Raw genomic sequence first — 20,661 nt, forward strand, 5'->3', positions numbered from 1 at the left:
CCCACGCGAGGCCTTCGAATGGATACGATATTCGCCTTGGCCAGCGCGCAAGGCAAAGCAGGGGTGGCGGTTATCCGCCTTTCTGGTCCACAGGCGCATAAGGCCGCGGCAGAACTGGCCCGCGGTACATTGCCTTCCCGCGGCATGCACCTCCGATCCCTGTATGCGCAGGACGGTGGGCGGTTGGATGATGGCCTTGTCCTGACCTTCGAAGGACCGGCCAGCTTTACCGGCGAAGATGTGGCTGAGCTGCAGATCCATGGCAGTACGGCTTCAGTGAACGCCGTATTGCGCTGTCTGTCTGACATGGAAGATCTGCGCTTGGCTGAACCCGGAGAGTTTACGCGCAGAGCGTTGGAAAACGGCAAGATGGATTTGACGCAAGTCGAAGGTCTGGCTGATCTGATTGACGCGGAGACCGAAGCTCAGCGTAAACAGGCGCAAACGATTTTGGCCGGTGAATTGGGTGTTCTGGCCGAGCGCTGGCGTCGTGATCTTATCCGTGCCGCATCCTTGTTGGAGGCGGTGATCGATTTTGCCGATGAAGACGTGCCGACAGATGTTACGCCTGAAGTGCGGTCGCTTGTATCGGGTGTCATGGATGACCTGCGCCGGGAAGCGGAAGGCGTAAAAATTGCCGAGCGAATCCGAACAGGATTTGAGGTGGCCATCGTCGGTTTGCCGAATGCAGGTAAATCCACTCTGCTGAATGCCTTGGCCGGGCGGGAAGCTGCAATAACCTCGGAATTTGCCGGAACAACCCGTGATGTGATCGAGGTTCGCATGGATCTTGCGGGGTTGCCGGTCACATTGCTGGACACGGCCGGTTTGCGCGAAGCCGAGGACCACGTAGAAAACCTTGGGATCGAACTGGCGCGAAAACGCGCCGAAGCTGCTGATTTGCGAGTGTTTTTGGCTGATTCTCCGCAGGATCTGGGTGTTCCGATGAGCGAAGGAGATATCCAGGTCTTTCCGAAATCCGACCTGCGTTCACATTCCAAAGGTGGAATATCAGGGAAAACCGGGGAAGGGATAGATCAGCTAATATCCCAGATATCGTGTGTCTTGGCGCAGCGATCTACCAGCCATGGTATTGCTACGCGCGAACGGCACCGTGTATCGCTGAACAAAGCTCTGCAATCCTTGTCCGACGCAACAAGCGTTCTGGAATCAGGTCCGGATCTGTATGATATAGCAGCCGAGGAACTGCGTTCAGCCATACGCGCCCTTGAATCACTGGTCGGCAGAATAGATGTTGAAAACCTGTTGGACGAAATATTCTCCAGCTTCTGCCTTGGTAAGTAGGGAGTGTTTCACGTGAAACATTCAATGTTTGATGTCGTCGTAATTGGTGCCGGTCACGCTGGAACCGAAGCCGCACATGCCGCAGCCCGGTTGGGTGCCGCCACCGCATTGGTCACCTTGTCTGAAACGGATATCGGGGTAATGTCCTGCAATCCTGCAATCGGCGGGCTGGGCAAGGGGCATCTGGTTCGGGAAATTGATGCCCTGGGCGGCGTCATGGGTCAGGTCGCCGATCAGGCTGGTATTCAATTTCGCCTGCTTAATCGCCGCAAGGGTCCGGCCGTGCAGGGCCCCCGAACACAGGCTGACCGCGCGTTGTATCGGTCCGCCATGCAAGCGACGACGAAAAGACAGGAAAACCTGTCCGTGATTACCGGGGAAGTCGTCGACTTCCTGATGGATGGATCACGAGTTGCCGGAGTTCAACTGGCTGATTCATCAGAGATTCACGCGAAAACTGTTATTCTGACCTCAGGCACTTTCCTTCGGGGCGTGATACATATCGGAGATGTGTCAAAGCCCGGAGGTCGGATGGGGGACCGGCCATCGGTGAAACTGGCGGAGCGCCTGGACGGATTTGATCTTCCGATGTCACGTCTCAAAACCGGGACACCACCGCGATTGGACGGCAGAACCATCGATTGGTCGGGACTCGATGAGCAAAAGGGCGATGAGGATCCAACATTCTTTTCGTTCCTGACAAAAACAGCGGTCGCGCCACAAATTTCATGCGGGATCACCCATACCAACGAACGTACCCACGAGATAATTCAAAACAACCTGTCCCGATCGGCAATGTATGGCGGTCACATAGACGGTGTTGGGCCCAGATATTGCCCTTCGATCGAAGACAAAATCGTTAGGTTTGCGGACAAGGATTCCCATCAGATTTTCCTTGAACCAGAAGGTGTGAACGAACACACAATCTACCCGAATGGAATTTCGACATCTCTGCCTCAGGATGTTCAACTGGCCTATGTGCGGTCCATAAAGGGACTCGAGGCCGCTGAAATACTGCAACCTGGATACGCGATCGAATATGACTACGTGGACCCACGTGTTCTGACGAGCTCACTGTCTTTGCCTGATGTACCGGGTCTATATCTTGCGGGTCAGATCAACGGTACCACAGGATATGAGGAAGCGGCGGCACAAGGTATGGTCGCAGGTCTGAATGCGGCCTTGGAAGCGCAAGTGCGGGATCCGGTTCACTTTACAAGGGCCGACAGCTATATCGGTGTCATGATCGACGATCTGACAACGCGTGGTGTGGCAGAACCCTATCGAATGTTTACATCTCGGGCAGAATTCAGACTGTCCCTTCGTGCTGACAATTCAGATCAACGGTTGACGCCAATCGGAATAAAACTGGGCTGTATTGATGAACATCGAAAAAACCAGTTTGAAGAAAAGGTTAAAAAACTGGATCAGGCTAAATCTCGCCTGAAAGAACAAAGCTTCACGCCAAAGGAAGTGCGGGCAGCAGGAATCAATGTCAACCAGGACGGAAACCGCAGGGATGGAATGGCAATCCTTGCCTTCCCAGATGTCAGTTTTCAGGATTTGATCCCGCTACTTCCGGATCTTGAACAGGTCGAAGATGAAATTCGGTTGCAGGTCGAGCGAGACGCGCTTTATGCGAATTATATCGCGCGCCAGCAAAGGGATGTCGAAGCTATGAAGCGGGATGAATCCTATGAAATCCCACGAGATTTCGACTATTTCGGGATGGATGGGCTTTCTTCAGAGATGAAGCAAAAACTCTCGTCAGCAAGGCCCGAAAATATCGCACAGGCCAGCCGGGTCGAAGGCGTTACTCCTGCCGCTCTGGCACTGGTTCTTGCAAAACTAAGGCGCGGCCTTAAGGCCCGGAAAGCATGAGTTCAGAGTTTGCCTTGTTTGACGGGCTGAATGTTTCACGTGAAACATTTGCTCGGTTTGAGACCTACGTAGATTTGGTGAATCGCTGGAACCCTAAGATCAACCTTGTTTCGAAAAACAGTCTTTCGGAGATCTGGACACGCCACATCCTGGATTCCGTGCAGGTATTCCGTTGTGTCGAGAGCTTTGGGCATTGGGTGGATCTGGGCAGCGGAGGGGGCTTCCCGGGCATGGTTTGCGCACTTATGGCCATTGATGAAGCACCTGACTCCAGATTCACCTTCTTGGAAAGTGATCAGCGAAAATCGGCCTTCTTGCGAAATGTAGCCCGGGAATGCGGCGCAAACTGCACTGTAGTTTCCAAGCGGATCGAGTTGGCGGAACCTGCCGAAGCAGATGTACTATCCGCCAGAGCATTGGCCGATCTGAGCAAGTTATTGTCGTTCTGCAACAGGCATTTAGCCGATTCCGGCGTAGCGCTGTTCCCAAAAGGCGCAAACTGGAAAAAAGAACTGGAAGAAGCGCGTGAGGAATGGAATTTTGGTGTTGAGCCAATTAGAAGTTTAACCGAACCCCAAGCCGTTATCCTTAAGATCAAAGGAGTATCACGTGGTTGATCTGTCTCGCCCGGAAGGGCCTCGGATAATTGCGGTTGCCAATCAGAAGGGTGGGGTAGGAAAAACCACAACGGCGATCAACTTAGCGGCAGGCCTCGCCGAAGCGGGGTGTAAAGTTCTGGTTGTGGACCTTGATCCGCAGGGGAACGCGTCAACCGGTCTGGGCGTCGAGGACCGCGACTGGACGACCTATGACCTGATTCTTGACGATGCTCCGCTGGAGGCGGTGATTCAGGAAACGGAGATTGACGGGCTGTTTGTTGTCCCAGCCACTGTCGATCTGAGTTCAGCCGACATCGAGCTCATTTCCAATGAAAAACGCAGCTATCTGCTTCACGATGCGCTACGTCAGACCGCAATAGACAAATTTGAGTTGGATTATGTGCTGATCGATTGCCCGCCGTCCCTGAATTTGCTGACGGTCAACGCCATGGTTGCGGCCCATTCGGTGCTGGTTCCGCTGCAAAGCGAGTTCTTCGCACTTGAGGGGCTGTCTCAGTTAATGCTGACTATTCGAGAGGTTCGCCAAACCGCAAATCCGGACCTGAGAATCGAAGGTGTTGTGTTGACCATGTATGACAACCGCAACAACTTGTCCCGCCAGGTTGAGAAAGACGCGCGTGACAATCTGGGTGAGATGGTATTTAAAACCAAGATACCCAGAAATGTTCGGGTCAGCGAAGCGCCGTCTTATGCGTTGCCGGTCTTGCAGTACGACTCGGGGTCTCTGGGGGCGATGGCCTACCGTCATCTGGCCCGGGAAGTCATGCAAAAAAATAACAGAGCCGCAGCCTAAGTAGCAGTGAGGAGGCCGACGTGAACGTCAAAAAAACAAAATCCCGGGGATTGGGGCGGGGATTGTCGGCCCTTATGGCTGATGTCGCAACTGAAACAGATGGGCGCGGCTTTTCTGAATCCCGCCGCCCTGATCTCAAGGTTCCGATCGAAAAACTGCGTGCGAACCCGAACCAGCCACGCCGGACTTTCTCAACCGATCAATTGGATGAACTTGCGGCGTCGGTAAAAGAAAAGGGCATCATCCAGCCGCTGATCGTGCGTCAGATCAATGGTAGCGAGTATGAGATCGTTGCGGGTGAGCGACGGTGGCGGGCCGCACAGATGGCGCAGCTGCACGACATCCCGGTCATTGTTCGGGACTTTGACGATACCGAGGTTCTGGAAGTTGCCATCATTGAAAACATCCAGCGCGCTGATCTGAACGCGGTGGAAGAGGCCGCTGGCTACAAACAGTTGATGGACCGCTTTGGTCACACGCAGGAAAAGCTTGCAGAAGCCCTGGGCAAAAGCCGCAGTCACATAGCCAACCTACTCCGCCTTCTGTCTCTGCCAATTGATGTACAAACTCTTGTTATTGAAGGTAAATTGTCCGCAGGACATGCGAGGGCGCTGATCACGGCCGAAAACCCGTCTGCATTGGCGAAAATTGTCGTCCGAGATGGGTTGTCTGTTCGAGCAACCGAAGCTTTGGTCAAAAAGAAGCAAGACGGTCCGGCAACAACGACACCCAGGGCCAGAAATCTGGATGCAGGCAAGGATGCGGACACCCGAGCGCTGGAAAAAGATCTTTCGGCAATCCTTGCGATGAAGGTGTCCATCAATCACAAGGCCGGAACGGAATCGGGTCAGGTTGTCTTAACCTATGAAAACCTGGATCAGTTGGACGATTTGTGCGCCAAGCTCAGCCGTTAGGCCGGGTCCAGATGAAACCCATCACTCCGCCCAGAACCAGGGCCTGAATGATCAAGACATGGGCTGGCAGGGAAAGCAGAACAGACAATCCAAACACGGCGGCAACTGACAAGGTTGCCGCCTTTTTTGCTGCCGGGCGGATCGCACCGGAACTTTGCCAATCAAGGATCATCGGGCCAAAGGTTCTGTGGGTGATCAGCCAATTGTGCAACCGGGATGAGGAGCGCGCGAAGAAAAACGCTGCAAGCAGCAAGAACGGCACCGTTGGAAGCAACGGCAGGACAATCCCCACAACCGCCAGTGCCACGCATAGCAACCCCAGTCCGGCCCAAAGAAACTGCATGCGCTACTCCAACAATTCGCGGATCACGGCATTCAGCACCGCGCGACCGTCTTTGGTTGCAAAAAGTCGGTTTTGATCACGTCTGATCATCCCGTAGGACTCGAGTTCATCCAATTTTTCCGGATTCAACGGGGCTTTGGAAAGGGTTGCGAACCGGTCCATGTCCAGCCCCTCGGCAATGCGCATTCCCATCAACAGGTATTCATTTGCCTGATCTTTTGATGACAGGGCGGTTCGGGACTTTTCGCCATTGCCGCTCAAAGCGGCCGTCAGCCACCTGGTCGGAGACAAATAGGTTTCGGTCGCCATCTTTAGCCCCGACAGCGTCAGGCGCCCATGTGCACCGGGGCCAATGCCGACGTAATCTCCGTACCGCCAGTATATGAGGTTGTGTCGGGATTCCGCGTCTGTGCGGGCATGATTTGAAATCTCGTATGCCGGCAGACCATGAGCTTCGCAAATCTCCTGCGTGGCCAGATACATGTCTGCCGCACTGTCATCTTCCGGAAGCCCGCGAAGTTTGCCGACTGCATAGCGGTCACCGAAAGCCGTTCCTTCTTCGATTGTCAGTTGATAAAGCGACAGGTGGTCCACCGCCATATTCAGTGCTTCGGCCAACTCCGATTTCCACGCCTCCAGCGTTTGGTGCTGGCGGGCATAGATCAGGTCGAAGCTGACGCGGTCAAAACAATGACGGGCAATGTCGAACGCCGCTTGCGCTTCGGCTACTGTGTGAATGCGCCCCAACCGGCGCAAGTCTTCATCGTTCAGGGCCTGAATGCCCATCGAAATGCGATTGACCCCGGCGTCACGATAGGCGGCAAAGCGTCCGGCCTCGACCGAACCGGGATTGGCTTCCAGCGTAATTTCAAGGCTGTTAGACGGGCGCCACAGGCTGCGCGCCTGCTCGATCACACCAGCAACGGTTTCCGGCGCCATCAAAGATGGTGTTCCGCCGCCAAAGAAGATCGTGTTCAGAACCCGGCCTGGCGTTTTGGCGGCCGAGCGGGTCAGCTCAGCAAGAAACGCTTCAAGCCATTGTTTTTGAACGATATTTCTGGAAACATGGCTGTTGAAGTCACAATAGGGGCATTTGGCCTCGCAAAAAGGCCAATGCACATACAGGCCAAAGCCCCCGTTGCGCCAATCATCCGCCAAAGCAGCCTTTCACGAACATCTCCACCGCGCGCCCACGATGGCTGATCTTGTTCTTTTCCCAACGATCCATTTCGGCAAAGGTAATGTCGTATCCGTCGGGGACAAACATCGGGTCATACCCAAATCCGCCTTCGCCACGGATGGGCCAGACCAGGTGGCCGGGTGCGATACCTTCGAACACTTCATCATGGCCGTCGGGCCAGGCCAGAACCAGCGTGCTGCGGAATTGCGCGGTGCGGGGGTGGGGCGCGTTTTTTTCCTCCATCTCATTATGCGCGCGGGTCATCGCCATAAGGAAGTCGCGTCCGTTGCCGGTTTCGGCCCAATCGGCGGTGTAGACGCCCGGCGCGCCGCCCAGCGCGTCGATGGTAATTCCGGAATCGTCCGACAGGGCAGGCAGGCCGGTGGCCTTGGCGGCGGCATGAGCCTTGATCCGGGCGTTGCCGACGAACGTGTCCTCGGTTTCTTCCGGTTCGGGAAGATCCATTTCACCGGCGCCCACGACGGACACTCCAAAGGGTTCGAGAAGATGCGCCATCTCCTCGAGCTTGCCTTTGTTATGCGTGGCCACCAGCAGCCTGTCGCCGTCGAACTTGCGGGTCATGCGGCGGCGGCCTTTTGTTCTGCAGCCAATTCAGCCACGCCCTTTTCCGCCAAATCCATAAGCTGGTCCATCTGAGTGCGGCTAAAGACAGACCCTTCGGCGCTCATCTGTACCTCAATCAGCTTGCCCGACCCGGTCATGATAAAGTTGCCATCGACGCCGGCTTCGCTGTCCTCGGGGTAGTCCAGATCCAATACCGGCTGGCCTGCATAAATACCGCAAGAAACAGCCGCGACAGGGTCCACCAAGGGGTCCGAGATCACATCGCCAGTTTTCATCAGCTTGTTGACTGCCAAACGCAAGGCAACCCATCCACCGGTGATCGAAGCGCAGCGAGTGCCGCCATCGGCCTGGATCACATCACAGTCCACGGTGATCTGACGCTCGCCCAGTGCAACCCGATCCACACCGGCGCGCAGGGCGCGGCCGATCAGGCGCTGAATTTCCACGGTGCGACCGCCTTGCTTGCCCGAGGTCGCCTCGCGCCGCATGCGGGTGTTGGTTGCACGGGGCAGCATGCCGTATTCGGCAGTGACCCAGCCTAGGCCTGAGCCCTTGATGAACGGTGGCACGCGATCCTCGATCGTGGCGGTGCACAGAACATGGGTGTCGCCCATTTTGATCAGGCAGGAACCTTCGGCATGTTTGGTAAAGCCCGTTTCAATTGAAACCGGGCGCATTTCGTTTAGATCACGTCCAGAGGGTCGCATTGAAAATCCTTTGTTTGCTGGCTTTGGGATAACGCCCCCTTGGCTTACGATGCAACCCCGATTGACCTTTCAATTGCCTGCGATTTAATGACGACCCAGCAGGGGACCGCCGATGAGCGAAGCAAGTAAAATTCTGAACGAGATGAATGACCGGTCGCGCGAGGTGTTCCGGCTGATCGTTGAGAGTTATCTGGACAGCGGTGAGCCAGTAGGAAGCCGGACCCTGACTCGCACCCTGTCGGAAAAAGTCAGCGCCGCGACCGTGCGCAATGTGATGCAGGATCTGGAGTTTTTGGGCTTGCTCGACAGCCCGCATATCAGTGCGGGTCGGGTGCCGACGCAAATGGGCCTGCGGATGTTTGTCGATGGTCTGCTTGAGGTTGGCGATCTGAGAGCGGATGACCGGCAAAAGCTGGATGAGACACTAGGCTCTAACGCGGGTGATGTAGGGGGAATGCTGGACCGGGTCGGTTCGGCCTTGTCACACGTGACACATGGCGCATCACTGGTTTTGACCCCAAAACACGAATCCGAGATCAAGCATATCGAGTTTGTATCGCTGGCTCATGACCGGGCCCTGGTGGTTTTGGTTTTTGCGGACGGACATGTTGAGAACCGGCTGTTCACACCACCGCCCGGCCAGACACCCAGTTCGATGCGGGAGGCTGCAAATTTCCTGAATGCGCTGATCGAGGGCCGGACGCTGAGCGAAGTGCGGCGCCAGATGCAGACCCAGATCGATGCGCGGAAGCAGGAAATCGATGTGCTGGCGCGCGGGATGGTCGAAAGCGGCATGGCCGCCTGGGACGGCGATGCGGGCGACTCGGCCCGTTTGATCGTGCGGGGGCGGGCGAATCTATTGGGGGAGACCGGCGCGACCGAGGAACTGGACCGAATTCGAACGCTGTTTGATGACCTGGAACGCAAGCGGGACATCGCGGAATTTCTGGAACTGGCCGAAGAAGGCGAGGGTGTGCGCATTTTTATCGGCTCAGAGAACAAACTTTTCTCACTTTCGGGTTCCTCTTTGGTGGTGTCTCCATATATGAACGCTGATCGTAAGATAATTGGTGCGGTCGGGGTCATCGGGCCCACGCGTCTGAATTATGGACGGATCGTGCCTATCGTGGATTATACGGCGCAACTGGTCGGCAAGCTGATATCCGACCGGAGCTAGAGGGTAAGAGATGGCAGAGCCCAAGAACGAAGAATTTCTGGATGATATCGCAACCGCCGAGGCGGAAGAACTTGCTGAGGAGCTGATGGATATCAGCGAAGAGGCGCTGGAGATCGATGCGCTGCGCGCTGAGCGGGACGATTTCAAGGACAAGTTCATGCGCGCCCTGGCGGATGCGGAAAACGCGCGCAAGCGGGGCGACAAGGCGCGCCGCGATGCGGAACAGTATGGCGGATCGAAACTGGCCCGTGACATGCTGCCGGTCTACGACAACATGAAGCGCGCGCTTGAGACTGTGACGGATGAACAGAAAGAGGTTGCCGCCGGTCTGATCGAAGGCGTTGAACTGACCATGCGGGCCTTGAAGGACGTGTTCCAGAAGCATGGAATCGAAGTGATCACACCCAAGGTTGGCGACCGGTTCGATCCGAATGTGCATGAAGCGATGTTCGAAGCCCCGGTGCCGGGGACTCGTGCGGGTGATATCATTCAGGTTTCGGCCGAGGGGTTCATGCTGCATGACCGCCTGCTGCGTCCGGCGCAGGTCGGGGTATCGTCGATGCCTGCGAACTGATTGGCTTCTTTGAAGCCAAGCCTTCGGCGAGAGTATTTTTGAAAAGATGAAGGGGCGGTCATGATCTGGCCGCCTCTTTCAGTTTGTAGATTAGGTCGAGTGCGTCCCGCGGGGTCAGTTCGTCCGGCAGAACTTGATCCAGCAGGTCGGTGACGGGTGAGGCTCTTGGTGTCGGTGGCGGTGGAGGTGGCGCGGCCGAAAACAAAGGCAGGTCGTCGATCAGGGCCTTTTGTTTGCCACCTTCGCGTTCGGTTTTTTCCAGCTGGTCCAGAACAATGCGGGCCCGTTCGACCACAGATGCCGGCAGTCCGGCGAGCTGCGCGACCTGAACTCCGTAGGATCTGTCGGCTGCACCCTTGTGAACTTCGTGAAGGAAGATGACTTCACCCTCCCATTCCTTGACGGCGACAGTCGCGTTTTCGACACCTTCCAGTTGTCCGGCAAGAGCGGTCAGTTCGTGGTAGTGCGTGGCAAACAAGGCGCGGCACTGGTTGGCGGCGTGCAGATGTTCCAGCGTGGCCCATGCGATGGACAGACCGTCATAGGTGGCGGTGCCGCGACCGATTTCATCAAGAATGACCAGCGCGCGGTCATCCGCCTGATTGAGGATGGCGGCGGTCTCGACCATTTCGACCATAAAGGTCGAGCGTCCACGGGCCAGATCGTCTGATGCTCCGACACGGCTGAACAACTGGCTGACAAGACCGATATGCGCCTGTTCAGCGGGGACATAGCTGCCCATCTGGGCCAGCAAGGCGATCAGTGCATTCTGGCGCAGAAACGTTGACTTACCGGCCATGTTTGGACCGGTAAGCAGCCAGATCGCTGCGCCTCCATTGGCGCTGAGATCGCAGTCATTCGCGATGAAGGTGTCACCGCTTTGCTGGCGTAATGCGTGCTCGACAACCGGATGTCTGCCCCCCTGGACATCGAATGTACGCGAGGCGTCGACTTGCGGGCGACACCAGTTTTCACCACGCGCCAGATCCGCCAAAGCGGTGGTCAAATCCAGTTCGGCCAGACCGCGCGCGGCTTGGTTCAGGCGCGCGGCTTTGTCCAGAATTTCGTCAGAAAGCTTTTGATAGAGCCGCTTTTCGATCTCCAGCGCCAGATTTCCTGCGTTCAGGATGCGGGTTTCGATCTCAGACAGTTCAACCGTGGTGAAGCGTACTTGGTTCGCGGTCGTCTGGCGGTGGATATAGGTTTCACTGAAGGGCGGGTTCAGCATCTTCTGGGCATGGGTGGCCGTCGTTTCAATGAAGTAGCCCAGTACATTGTTGTGCTTGATCTTTAGTGACGTGATACCGGTATGTTCCGCGTATTTCTGCTGAAAGCCCGCGATGACCGAGCGGCCTTCGTCGCGTAAGGTGCGGGCCTCGTCCAGCTCGGCGTCATACTCCGGGGCGATGAAACCACCGTCGCGGGCCAGCAGCGGGGGTTCTGCGACAAGGGCATCATCAAGCAGGTTCAGGAGGTCATCGAAGCCAACCAGATTTTGCAACGCCGTTGCCAGAAGGACAGGCAAGTCCCGGTCCGCACAAAGCTCGGCAATTGCCGCTGCCTGTGTCAGGCCGTTTCGGATTGCTGCCAGGTCACGGGGGCCGCCGCGATCCAGTGACAGGCGAGACAAGGCCCGATCCAGATCAGGGGTTTTCCTCAGCGCCTCGCGCAGGTCCGATGCGATCAGGCTGTCTTCGGTCGCAAAATTCACCGCATCCAACCGCCCGTGGATGACGTCCAGATTGCGGGAGGGGCTGGAGAGGCGCTGCTCCAAAAGACGCGCGCCGCCCGGTGTGACAGTTCGGTCGACCACAGACAGTAGTGAACCGGCGCGACCTCCGGACAGGGATCGGGTGAGTTCCAGATTACGCCGAGTTGCGCTGTCGATCTGAACAACGCGGTCTTCGGATTCCTTGAGCGGGGTCTGCAGCAGCGGCAGTTTGCCCTTTTGCGTGATTTCCAGATAGGCGATCAGCGCGCCCATGGCCGAAATCTCTGCGCGTCCAAAACTGCCAAATGCGTCCAGGGCGCCCACGTGAAACAATCCGCAGATACGCTTTTCCGCCGCAGTGCTGTCAAAGCTGGCGCGCCCGATCGGGGTTAGCGAGACACCAAGATCACGGGCAGGTTCGTTCAGTTTGTCCTGAACTCCATCGGCCACGATCAACTCGGATGGTGCCAGCCGGGCCAGTTCAGGGCTAAGGCGCACGGACGTCAAAGGCATCACGTGAAACGCCCCTGTCGATATATCGGCCCAGGCCAAGGCGGCTTCATCCCGGACCTCGGCATAAGCGGCCAGAAAGTTGTGGCGGCGAGCCTCCAACAGCGCGTCTTCGGTCAGCGTGCCGGGTGTCACAAGACGCACAACATCGCGCCTTACGACCGATTTAGAGCCTCTTTTCTTCGCTTCCGCCGGGCTTTCCATCTGCTCGCAGACGGCGACTCGGAAACCTTTTCGGATCAGTGTCAGCAGATACCCTTCGGCGGAATGCACGGGCACGCCGCACATGGGGATGTCGGCTCCGTTGTGCTTGCCACGTTTGGTCAGCGCGATATCCAGCGCCACGGCGGCGTTGACGGCGTCTTCAAAGAACATCTCGTAAAAATCGCCCATGCGATAAAACAGCAGGGCGTCGGCATGGGCCTCTTTGATTTCGAGATATTGCGCCATCATCGGCGTGACTGTGGACAAAGCTGATCCCTTCTGGCGTATTCCGGACGCGACCTTACAAATCCCGCATCTTCTGTAAAAGCCGAAAACTCATTCCCGTTGAGGCGCGCGTTCTCCTGCGCTATGAGGCAATCGTCCCGCAGATGTAAAGAAACGACCCATCACATGCCCAAAGCGAAGATCACCAACGAAGAGGCGCTGGCCTTTCACCTGGAACCAACCCCCGGGAAGTGGGAGGTGCAGGCCACCGTACCCATGACCACGCAGCGGGACCTGTCGCTGGCCTATAGCCCCGGAGTGGCCGTTCCCTGTGAAGCCATCGCTGAATCTCCCGAGACGGCCTATGACTATACCAACAAGGGCAACCTGGTGGCCGTGATTTCGAACGGGACCGCTGTGCTGGGTCTGGGAAATCTGGGCGCGCTGGGCTCGAAACCGGTGATGGAGGGGAAATCGGTCCTGTTCAAACGGTTCGCCGATGTGAACTCGATCGACATCGAACTGGATACCGAGGACCCGGATGAGTTCTGCCGTGCGGTGCGACTGATGGGGCCGACCTTTGGTGGCATCAATCTGGAAGACATCAAGGCGCCCGAATGTTTCATCATCGAACAGCGTCTGAAGGAAGAGATGGATATCCCTGTCTTCCACGATGACCAACACGGTACGGCGGTGATCTGTGCAGCGGGTCTGCTGAACGCGCTGCATATCTCGGGCAAGAAGATCGAGGACGTAAAGATCGTCCTGAACGGCGCGGGTGCTGCAGGGATTGCCTGTATCGAACTGCTCAAGGCGATGGGCGCGCGGCATGACAACTGTATCGTCTGCGACACCAAAGGTGTGATCTATCAGGGTCGGACCGAGGGTATGAACCAGTGGAAGTCGGCCCATGCGATCTCGACCGAGCTGCGTACCCTGGACGAGGCCCTGAAGGGTGCCGACGTCTTCCTGGGCGTGTCGGTCAAGGGTGCGGTCACGCAGGACATGGTGGCCAGCATGGCCGACAATCCGGTGATCTTTGCGATGGCGAACCCCGACCCCGAGATCACTCCGGAAGAAGCGCACGAGGTTCGTGTCGATGCCATCGTTGCCACCGGTCGCAGCGACTATCCGAACCAGGTGAACAACGTTCTGGGTTTTCCCTACTTGTTCCGTGGGGCGCTAGACATCCATGCCCGTGCCATCAATGACGAGATGAAAATCGCCTGTGCCCATGCTTTGGCCAATCTGGCACGCGAGGACGTGCCGGATGAGGTTGCGATGGCCTATGGCAAATCTCTGACATTCGGACGGGATTACATCATTCCGACGCCGTTTGACCCGCGCCTGATCCATCGTATCCCGCCTGCCGTGGCCAAGGCTGGGATGGATACCGGTGCGGCCCGCCGTCCGATCATCGACATGGACGCCTATGAGCTGAGCCTGAAATCCCGCATGGACCCGACGGCCAGCATCCTGCGCGGTCTGAACGCTCGCGCCCGCGCCGCGCAAAGCCGGATGATCTTTGCCGAGGGTGACGATCCCCGTGTGTTGCGCGCAGCCGTGATGTATCAGCGTTCGGGCTTCGGCAAGGCCCTGGTCGTTGGCCGACCCGATGACGTCAAGAAAAAGCTCGAGGACGCCGGCCTCGGGGACGCAGTGCGTGAGTTGGAGGTCGTGAATGCGGCAAACACCACTCATCTCGAGACTTACAAATCTTTCCTGTACAACCGGCTTCAGCGTAAAGGCTTTGATTCCAAGGATATTCACCGCCTTGCCGCGCGGGACAGGCATGTGTTTTCATCCCTGATGCTGGCCCACGGCCACGCAGACGGGCTTGTGACCGGTGCGACGCGAAAATCCGCGCATGTTCTGGATCGTATCAATCACGTTTTCGATGCCGACGCCACCCATGGCGCGGCCGGCGTTACGGCGCTGCTGCATAAGGGGCGCATCGTTTTGATCGGCGACACGCTTGTCCATGAATGGCCGGACGAGAACGACCTGGCCACAATCGCCGAACGCTCGGCCGCCGTGGCGCGCCATATGGGGATCGAGCCGCGGGTCGCCTTTGTCAGCTTCTCGACCTTCGGGTATCCGGTCTCGGAACGTGCGGAAAAGATGCACCGCGCGCCAGCGGTTCTGGACCAGCGCGGCGTCAACTTCGAATACGAAGGCGAGATGACCGTGGATGTTGCGCTGAACGTGGATCAGCAGGCGGCCTATCCGTTCTCGCGTCTGACCGGCCCGGCCAATATCCTGATCGTGCCTGCGCGTCACTCAGCGTCGATTTCAACCAAACTGATGCAGGAAATGGGCGGTGCGACGGTGATTGGCCCGATCCTGTCCGGGGTCGACAAGCCGATCCAGATCTGCTCGACCGTATCGACGGCGAATGACATTCTGAATATGGCCATCCTGGCCTCTTGCGATATCGGGTAAGTCATGACGATCTGGAACCTCGGTTCAATAAACGCGGATATGGTTTACGCCCTGCCGCACCTGCCTGCGCCGGGGGAAACTCTGGCCGCAAATGGGCTGGAGCGTTTTTTGGGCGGCAAAGGGGCCAACATGTCCGTCGCCGCTGCGCGGGCCGGGTCGCATGTCTGCCATATCGGGGCGGTTGGTCCAGATGGGCGCTGGGCAAAGGACCGGCTGACAGAATACGGCGTGGACACCCGCCACATTGCCGAAGTTGACACACCTACAGGCCATGCGATCATCGCGGTGGATGCGCAGGGCGAGAACCTGATCGTCCTGTACCCTGGCGCCAATCATGCATTGCAGGCGGATCAGTTGGGCCAAGCACTGTCCGCGACCGATACCGGCGATCTGCTGGTGATGCAGAACGAAACCAACGCGCAGGTCGAAGCGGCCCGGCTGGGGCACGAACTGGGTCTGACCGTCTGTTACGCCGCAGCCCCGTTTCAGGCCGATGCGGTCAAGGCGGTTTTACCTTACCTCGATTTCCTGATCCTGAACGAGGTGGAGGCCGAGCAGCTACAGCAGGAAACCGGTCTGAACGCCAATGATCTGCCCGTCCGGCATGTCATCGTAACCCTCGGATCAAAAGGCGCGCGCTACTATCAACGGGGTGCCGAACCACAGGACTTTCCAGCCCATGCGGTCAAGGCTGTCGATACAACAGGCGCGGGGGATACATTCACCGGCTACGTACTGGCTGGAATGGACCGGGGGCTGCCGATGGAGCAGGCCATCGCACAGGCGACCCGCGCCGGCGCCCTGATGGTCATGCGGCACGGGACGGCTGACGTTATTCCCGATCTGAAGGAAGTGCGGGCAGCTCGGTTCGACTAGGACCCGGCGAAGGGCGCATCACTGCCCCACAGTTGTTTGACCCGCGCATCGCGTCCGCATGCTTTGCGGTAGGCCTTGTAAGCGCTGCTCTGACGTTTGGGGCCAAAGCGGGTTAAGACCAGTTTGTCGCCTTTGTAATAATCCTGATGGTATTTTTCGGCCGGGTAGAACGTGGATGCGTTCAGAATGGGTGTGACCACCGTTTGCCCCAATGCTGATTGCGCATTGGACTTGGCTTTTTCCGCCAGCACCTTTTCCCCTGTGTTAGAGACGAAGATGGCCGTCCGATAGCTGTCGCCCCGGTCGCAGAACTGCCCACCGGCATCGGTTGGGTCGACCGAGCGGAAAAACATGTTCAGCAGCGTTTCACGTGACACACGCGACGGATCGAATGTGATCTGAACGGCTTCGTAGTGACCTGTTCCTCCACGTGTCACCTGTTTGTAGGTCGGATTGTCCACCGTGCCGCCCGTATAACCCGAAACGGCGCCGGTCACGCCGGGGACGGATTCAAAATCGGATTCAACACACCAGAAACAGCCACCCGCAACCGTCAGTGTCTCGGTCCCGGCGGCAGGCGCGGGCAGTGCGCGCAGCAGCGCGGCCAGAAAGATCAGAATGAACAGCAGGGTCGGTTTGAAACAAACGGCATTTGCAGTCCGGGTCATGGCAGGTCTCCTTCCAGAGACAGGCTGCCCCGTGTTCCCCGATCATGCAATCCGCTGACATCGTTTGTCACATGCTGGTGAAACGAAGTTATCGCGCGCTAACCCAGCAACTGCCCCAGCTTCATCGCCACGCCCATGTTGCCCGAGATTTTCAGCTTGCCCATCGCGATGCCCGTCATCGGGTTCAGCTTGCCGGTCAGCAGCTTTGTCAGGTTGTCCCTGGAAATCCGAATGGTGCAGTCAGTGTCCTGATCCGTCGTCGACGCCATGTTGTCCGCCAGAACGATGACGCCATCCGCGCCGCAATCGAATTTGAGCGATCCGTCAAAGCTTTTGCCGTTCAGACCTTTCTGAATTCCGTCGGCGATCTCTTGCAGCATGTGTTGTCCTTTTCCCAATTGACCTTTGCGTAAGGACAAACGGGAGCCGCGGGCAAGGGTGACGCAACAGGAACCGCAGCACGCAACAAAATAACCCCGGCACCGGATTGCGGGCCGGGGTTTTAGAATTCGGTCGAGCAGGGCTTATTTTGAAAGCCGCTTGTCCCGCGCCGCCAGTAGTTTCAGGCGCAGGGCGTTCAGCTGGATGAATCCGGCTGCGTCCTTCTGATCATAGGCACCGGCGTCTTCCTCGAAGGTCACATGCGCCTCGGAATACAGCGAATGATCCGACCAGCGGCCCACGGTCGAGGCCAGGCCTTTGTACAGTTTCACACGCACGGTGCCGGTGACGTGTTCCTGAGACCTGTCAATTGCGGCCTGCAGCATTTCCCGCTCGGGCGAGTACCAGAAGCCGTTGTAGATCAGCTCGGCATATTGCGGCATCAGCTGGTCTTTCAGATGCATCGCGCCGCGGTCCATTGTAATGGACTCGATCCCGCGATGCGCCTCCAGCAGGATGGTGCCGCCCGGCGTTTCATAGATGCCGCGCGATTTCATGCCCACGAACCGGCCTTCGACCAGGTCGAGACGGCCGATACCGTGCTTGCCGCCATATTCGTTCAGCTTGGTCAGGATGGTCGCGGGGCTCATCGCCTCACCATTGATGCTGACCGCATCGCCTTTTTCAAAGCCGATTTCGATGAATTCCGGCTCGTTCGGCGCATCCTCTGGGTGGACGGTGCGTTGGTAGACATAGTCGGGCGCCATATCGGCGGGATCTTCCAGAACTTTGCCCTCGGACGAGGTGTGCAGCAGGTTGGCGTCGACCGAGAAGGGTGCTTCACCGCGTTTGTCTTTGGCAATCGGGATCTGGTTCGCCTCGGCAAATTCCAGCAGCTTGGTGCGGCTGGTCAGGTCCCACTCGCGCCACGGGGCGATGACCTTGATGTCGGGGTTCAGCGCATAGGCCGCCAGTTCAAAGCGGACCTGATCGTTGCCCTTGCCGGTTGCGCCATGGGCGACGGCATCGGCACCGGTGGCTTGTGCAATCTCGACCAGACGTTTTGAAATCAGCGGACGCGCGATCGAAGTGCCCAGCAGGTACAATCCTTCGTACTGCGCATTGGCGCGGAACATCGGGAAGACGAAATCGCGCACGAACTCTTCGCGGATGTCCTCGATATAGATGTTTTCAGGCTTGATCCCCAGCAGCTCGGCCTTTTGGCGGGCGGGTTCCAGTTCCTCACCCTGACCCAGATCGGCGGTAAAGGTCACGACCTCACAGCCATACTCGGTCTGCAGCCATTTCAGAATGATCGAGGTATCAAGGCCACCGGAATAGGCCAGAACAACTTTCTTGGGCGCGGACATCTGACTTCCCCTTATGCGTAGAACGCTTGGCCCCTAGCGGGTTTTGGACCCGGGGGCAAGCTGTGTGGATTGACGCAGGGCGGGAATTGGGGTGAAACAGTTGGAAAGAGAACAAGGATTGGTTGAGAGGGCGGTTTTCAGATGCTGGGTTGGGAGATTTTTGCGCATTCGGTGCGGATGGTATTCGGGAATTTCAGACAGGTTTTGCAGATCGCACTGGGACCGGCCGTGATCGCAACCGCCGTGATCGTCGGGCTGTTTCTGCTGCTGGGAATTCCACTCGAGTCGTTTGATGACACCGCCAATGCGTCGCCAGAAAACCTTGGTTCGATTACGGTCTTTACCTTTTTGGTTGTCGTCGTGGTGTTCATCGTGATGTTCTGGATCGCCGTGTCCTGGCACAGGTTCATATTGTTGGAGGAATACCCCAGCGGGCTGTTGCCCACATTCCGCTTCGACAGAATTCTCGCTTATCTGGGCCGCTTTGTTTTGTTGGGCCTGTTGATGGCAATCGGGTTCATACCGGTCGGACTAATTCTGTCTGTCCTGGGTGAAAGCGCCGGACTGATCGCGGTTGTCATAAGCTTCGGTGCCGCGCTAGTTCTGGTTGTTTGCTTCTACCGCTTGTCCATCATCCTGCCGGCTGCCGCGATCGGCAACCCGATTACACTGGGCGATGCATGGAACCGAACATCGGGTGTGGCTGGGGCGATTGTTGTTCTGCTAGTGGTCAGTTTTGTGTTTCAGATCCTGGTACAGTTTGCGCTTGCGGCGCTTGCCATTATCCCGGTTCTGGGCGTTTTGCTGACCGTGTTCTTCGGATCTCTCATTCTGCCGATGATCAATGTCAGCATCCTGACCACGATGTATGGGATCTTTGTCGAAAAACGCGAACTCACCTGAGCCGCGTACACATATGTATTCCTTGCCCTTCTCGCACTGATGCGGCACTGAAACGGTTATGACTGATTTCATGACCCGCGCCCGTGCCGCCGAACAGGCGATGCGCACCGTGTTTCCGCCAACGCCGTTGCAGCGGAACGCCCACCTGTCCGACCGGTTTGGGGCTGATATCTGGCTCAAACGTGAAGACCTCAGCCCGGTGCGGTCTTACAAGATCCGGGGCGCGTTCAACGCCATGCGCAAGCAGCCGGGTCAGGATCTGTTCGTTTGCGCCAGCGCGGGCAATCACGCGCAAGGCGTGGCCTTTATGTGCAAGCACATGGGTGTGAACGGTGTGATTTTCATGCCCGTGACCACCCCGCAGCAAAAAATTCAGAAAACCCGGATCTTCGGCGGTGACAATATCGAGATTCATCTGACCGGGGACTATTTCGACGACACGCTGAAGGCGGCGCAAAAATGGTGTGCGGAAAAAGGCGGGCATTTCCTGTCGCCGTTCGACGATGCAGACGTGATCGAAGGGCAGGCCTCGCTTGCAGTCGAGATCGAGGAACAGCTGGGCGGTGTACCTGATCACCTGCTGTTGCCGGTGGGCGGCGGCGGGATGTCGGCGGGTGTGGCGACCTGGTTCAGGGATCGCACCCATTGCCTGTTCGTGGAACCGGCAGGCGGGGCCTGCCTGCGCGCAGCGCTGGCGGCGGGTCATCCGGTGGCGCTGGATCGCGTCGACACATTTGTCGATGGCGCCGCCGTCGGCCGGATTGGCGAAAAGCCCTTTGAACTGCTGCGCAATTGCCACCTGTCGGATGTCCTGGTGATGTCCGAAGATCGTATCTGCGCTACCATGATCGAGATGCTGAATGTCGAAGGCATCGTTCTTGAGCCCGCCGGTGCGCTGGCGGTCGAGGCTGTGACGGATGTTCAAAGCTTTGTACGCGGCAAGACGGTGGTCTGTGTCACCTCGGGCGGCAACTTCGATTTCGAGCGTCTACCCGAAGTGAAGGAGCGGGCGCAGCGCTATTCCGGCGTCAAAAAGTACTTCATCCTGCGCCTGCCCCAGCGCCCCGGTGCGTTGAAAGAGTTTCTGGGCATTCTCGGCCCCGAGGATGACATCGCGCGCTTCGAATACATGAAGAAATCGGCGCGCAATTTCGGCTCGGTCCTGATCGGGATCGAAACCCGCAAGCCGGAAAACTTCATGCGGCTTTTTGCGCATCTGGACGAGGCCGGGTTCACCTATACCGACATCACTGAAGACGAAACACTGGCCCAGTTTGTGATCTGAGCGAAAA

At 57.5% G+C, this 20,661-nt stretch carries 19 protein-coding genes; 11 read left to right on the plus strand and 8 right to left on the minus strand.

Translation table 11 applies throughout. The annotated features are described in order from the left end of the window. Positions 1–18: 18 nt before the first annotated feature. Genes mnmE through ACR0JW_RS19100 form a run of 5 tightly spaced genes read left to right on the plus strand, consistent with a single transcriptional unit; the run spans position 19 to position 5,513 of the window. Positions 19–1,305, plus strand: coding sequence for a tRNA uridine-5-carboxymethylaminomethyl(34) synthesis GTPase MnmE (mnmE, locus tag ACR0JW_RS19080; RefSeq protein ID WP_170680134.1), 1,287 nt, complete (start codon positions 19–21; stop codon positions 1,303–1,305). A 12-nt stretch (positions 1,306–1,317) separates the two neighbouring features. Then, a complete protein-coding gene (gene mnmG, locus ACR0JW_RS19085; protein WP_480714312.1) occupies positions 1,318–3,186 on the plus strand; it encodes a tRNA uridine-5-carboxymethylaminomethyl(34) synthesis enzyme MnmG in 1,869 nt (622 codons plus the stop codon). Continuing rightward, entirely contained in the window at positions 3,183–3,803 is a 621-nt protein-coding gene (gene rsmG, locus ACR0JW_RS19090) for a 16S rRNA (guanine(527)-N(7))-methyltransferase RsmG (protein WP_170680138.1), read from the plus strand. The genes mnmG and rsmG overlap by 4 nt, the downstream gene beginning before the upstream one ends. Continuing rightward, positions 3,796–4,599, plus strand: a complete 804-nt coding sequence (locus ACR0JW_RS19095) for an AAA family ATPase (protein ID WP_170680140.1) — start codon at positions 3,796–3,798, stop codon at positions 4,597–4,599. Before rsmG ends, ACR0JW_RS19095 begins: the two co-directional genes overlap by 8 nt. Positions 4,600–4,619: 20 nt before the next feature. Beyond that, positions 4,620–5,513, plus strand: coding sequence for a ParB/RepB/Spo0J family partition protein (locus ACR0JW_RS19100; protein ID WP_170680142.1), 894 nt, complete (start codon positions 4,620–4,622; stop codon positions 5,511–5,513). Here ACR0JW_RS19100 and ACR0JW_RS19105 read toward each other — a convergent pair. From ACR0JW_RS19105 to rph, 4 genes are read right to left on the minus strand one after another with little or no spacing between them, the layout of a single operon-like run. After that, a complete protein-coding gene (locus tag ACR0JW_RS19105) occupies positions 5,503–5,856 on the minus strand; it encodes a YbaN family protein (protein WP_170612749.1) in 354 nt (117 codons plus the stop codon). The genes ACR0JW_RS19100 and ACR0JW_RS19105 overlap by 11 nt on opposite strands. Positions 5,857–5,859: 3 nt before the next feature. Then, complete coding sequence (hemW, locus tag ACR0JW_RS19110) at positions 5,860–7,014, minus strand: radical SAM family heme chaperone HemW (RefSeq protein WP_170680144.1); 1,155 nt, start codon at positions 7,012–7,014, stop codon at positions 5,860–5,862. Beyond that, complete coding sequence (gene rdgB, locus ACR0JW_RS19115; RefSeq protein WP_170824976.1) at positions 7,004–7,618, minus strand: RdgB/HAM1 family non-canonical purine NTP pyrophosphatase; 615 nt, start codon at positions 7,616–7,618, stop codon at positions 7,004–7,006. The genes hemW and rdgB overlap by 11 nt, the downstream gene beginning before the upstream one ends. Further along, entirely contained in the window at positions 7,615–8,328 is a 714-nt protein-coding gene (rph, locus tag ACR0JW_RS19120) for a ribonuclease PH (RefSeq protein ID WP_170680148.1), read from the minus strand. The genes rdgB and rph overlap by 4 nt, the downstream gene beginning before the upstream one ends. A gap of 112 nt (positions 8,329–8,440) precedes the next feature. Between rph and hrcA the strand changes: the two genes are divergently transcribed. After that, complete coding sequence (gene hrcA / locus ACR0JW_RS19125; RefSeq protein WP_170680150.1) at positions 8,441–9,505, plus strand: heat-inducible transcriptional repressor HrcA; 1,065 nt, start codon at positions 8,441–8,443, stop codon at positions 9,503–9,505. A gap of 10 nt (positions 9,506–9,515) precedes the next feature. Further along, on the plus strand, positions 9,516–10,079 hold the full coding sequence (locus tag ACR0JW_RS19130) for a nucleotide exchange factor GrpE (RefSeq protein WP_480714313.1): 564 nt from the start codon (positions 9,516–9,518) through the stop codon (positions 10,077–10,079). Between the two features lie 58 nt (positions 10,080–10,137). Here ACR0JW_RS19130 and mutS read toward each other — a convergent pair whose 3' ends face one another. Then, on the minus strand, positions 10,138–12,753 hold the full coding sequence (gene mutS / locus ACR0JW_RS19135; protein WP_480714338.1) for a DNA mismatch repair protein MutS: 2,616 nt from the start codon (positions 12,751–12,753) through the stop codon (positions 10,138–10,140). A 162-nt stretch (positions 12,754–12,915) separates the two neighbouring features. On the opposite strand from mutS, the gene ACR0JW_RS19140 reads away from it, so the two are divergent. Both ACR0JW_RS19140 and ACR0JW_RS19145 read left to right on the plus strand, forming a co-directional pair. Next, positions 12,916–15,171, plus strand: coding sequence for an NADP-dependent malic enzyme (locus tag ACR0JW_RS19140; protein ID WP_480714314.1), 2,256 nt, complete (start codon positions 12,916–12,918; stop codon positions 15,169–15,171). Positions 15,172–15,174: 3 nt separating this feature from the next. Continuing rightward, complete coding sequence (locus tag ACR0JW_RS19145) at positions 15,175–16,047, plus strand: ribokinase (RefSeq protein WP_170619055.1); 873 nt, start codon at positions 15,175–15,177, stop codon at positions 16,045–16,047. Here ACR0JW_RS19145 and msrA read toward each other — a convergent pair. The 3 genes from msrA to ACR0JW_RS19160 form a co-directional block, all read right to left on the minus strand. Further along, positions 16,044–16,715, minus strand: a complete 672-nt coding sequence (gene msrA / locus ACR0JW_RS19150) for a peptide-methionine (S)-S-oxide reductase MsrA (protein WP_480714315.1) — start codon at positions 16,713–16,715, stop codon at positions 16,044–16,046. The genes ACR0JW_RS19145 and msrA overlap by 4 nt on opposite strands. A 98-nt stretch (positions 16,716–16,813) precedes the next feature. Then, positions 16,814–17,095, minus strand: coding sequence for an SCP2 sterol-binding domain-containing protein (locus tag ACR0JW_RS19155; protein WP_170612731.1), 282 nt, complete (start codon positions 17,093–17,095; stop codon positions 16,814–16,816). 144 nt (positions 17,096–17,239) lie between these two features. Then, positions 17,240–18,466, minus strand: a complete 1,227-nt coding sequence (locus ACR0JW_RS19160; protein WP_170680158.1) for an argininosuccinate synthase — start codon at positions 18,464–18,466, stop codon at positions 17,240–17,242. 141 nt (positions 18,467–18,607) lie between these two features. Here ACR0JW_RS19160 and ACR0JW_RS19165 point away from each other — a divergent pair, with 141 nt between their 5' ends. Together ACR0JW_RS19165 and ilvA are read left to right on the plus strand one after the other, a co-directional pair. Next, positions 18,608–19,369, plus strand: coding sequence for a hypothetical protein (locus tag ACR0JW_RS19165; RefSeq protein ID WP_170612727.1), 762 nt, complete (start codon positions 18,608–18,610; stop codon positions 19,367–19,369). A gap of 58 nt (positions 19,370–19,427) precedes the next feature. Next, positions 19,428–20,654, plus strand: coding sequence for a threonine ammonia-lyase IlvA (gene ilvA / locus ACR0JW_RS19170; protein WP_480714316.1), 1,227 nt, complete (start codon positions 19,428–19,430; stop codon positions 20,652–20,654). Positions 20,655–20,661: the final 7 nt, after the last annotated feature.

This window comes from Ruegeria sp. BG6, assembly GCF_056538465.1.

What these genes read in the sequence shown, in the direction of transcription:
- ACR0JW_RS19165 (WP_170612727.1), top strand. Translation starts at nt 18,608, where the DNA reads ATGCTGGGTTGGGAGATTTTTGCGCATTCGGTGCGGATGGTATTCGGG.
- rdgB (WP_170824976.1), bottom strand. Translation starts at nt 7,618, where the DNA reads ATGACCCGCAAGTTCGACGGCGACAGGCTGCTGGTGGCCACGCATAAC.
- mutS (WP_480714338.1), bottom strand. Translation starts at nt 12,753, where the DNA reads ATGATGGCGCAATATCTCGAAATCAAAGAGGCCCATGCCGACGCCCTG.
- ACR0JW_RS19145 (WP_170619055.1), top strand. Translation starts at nt 15,175, where the DNA reads ATGACGATCTGGAACCTCGGTTCAATAAACGCGGATATGGTTTACGCC.
- rsmG (WP_170680138.1), top strand. Translation starts at nt 3,183, where the DNA reads ATGAGTTCAGAGTTTGCCTTGTTTGACGGGCTGAATGTTTCACGTGAA.
- ilvA (WP_480714316.1), top strand. Translation starts at nt 19,428, where the DNA reads ATGACTGATTTCATGACCCGCGCCCGTGCCGCCGAACAGGCGATGCGC.
- ACR0JW_RS19155 (WP_170612731.1), bottom strand. Translation starts at nt 17,095, where the DNA reads ATGCTGCAAGAGATCGCCGACGGAATTCAGAAAGGTCTGAACGGCAAA.
- ACR0JW_RS19105 (WP_170612749.1), bottom strand. Translation starts at nt 5,856, where the DNA reads ATGCAGTTTCTTTGGGCCGGACTGGGGTTGCTATGCGTGGCACTGGCG.
- ACR0JW_RS19160 (WP_170680158.1), bottom strand. Translation starts at nt 18,466, where the DNA reads ATGTCCGCGCCCAAGAAAGTTGTTCTGGCCTATTCCGGTGGCCTTGAT.
- msrA (WP_480714315.1), bottom strand. Translation starts at nt 16,715, where the DNA reads ATGACCCGGACTGCAAATGCCGTTTGTTTCAAACCGACCCTGCTGTTC.
- rph (WP_170680148.1), bottom strand. Translation starts at nt 8,328, where the DNA reads ATGCGACCCTCTGGACGTGATCTAAACGAAATGCGCCCGGTTTCAATT.
- ACR0JW_RS19140 (WP_480714314.1), top strand. Translation starts at nt 12,916, where the DNA reads ATGCCCAAAGCGAAGATCACCAACGAAGAGGCGCTGGCCTTTCACCTG.
- hrcA (WP_170680150.1), top strand. Translation starts at nt 8,441, where the DNA reads ATGAGCGAAGCAAGTAAAATTCTGAACGAGATGAATGACCGGTCGCGC.
- ACR0JW_RS19130 (WP_480714313.1), top strand. Translation starts at nt 9,516, where the DNA reads ATGGCAGAGCCCAAGAACGAAGAATTTCTGGATGATATCGCAACCGCC.
- mnmE (WP_170680134.1), top strand. Translation starts at nt 19, where the DNA reads ATGGATACGATATTCGCCTTGGCCAGCGCGCAAGGCAAAGCAGGGGTG.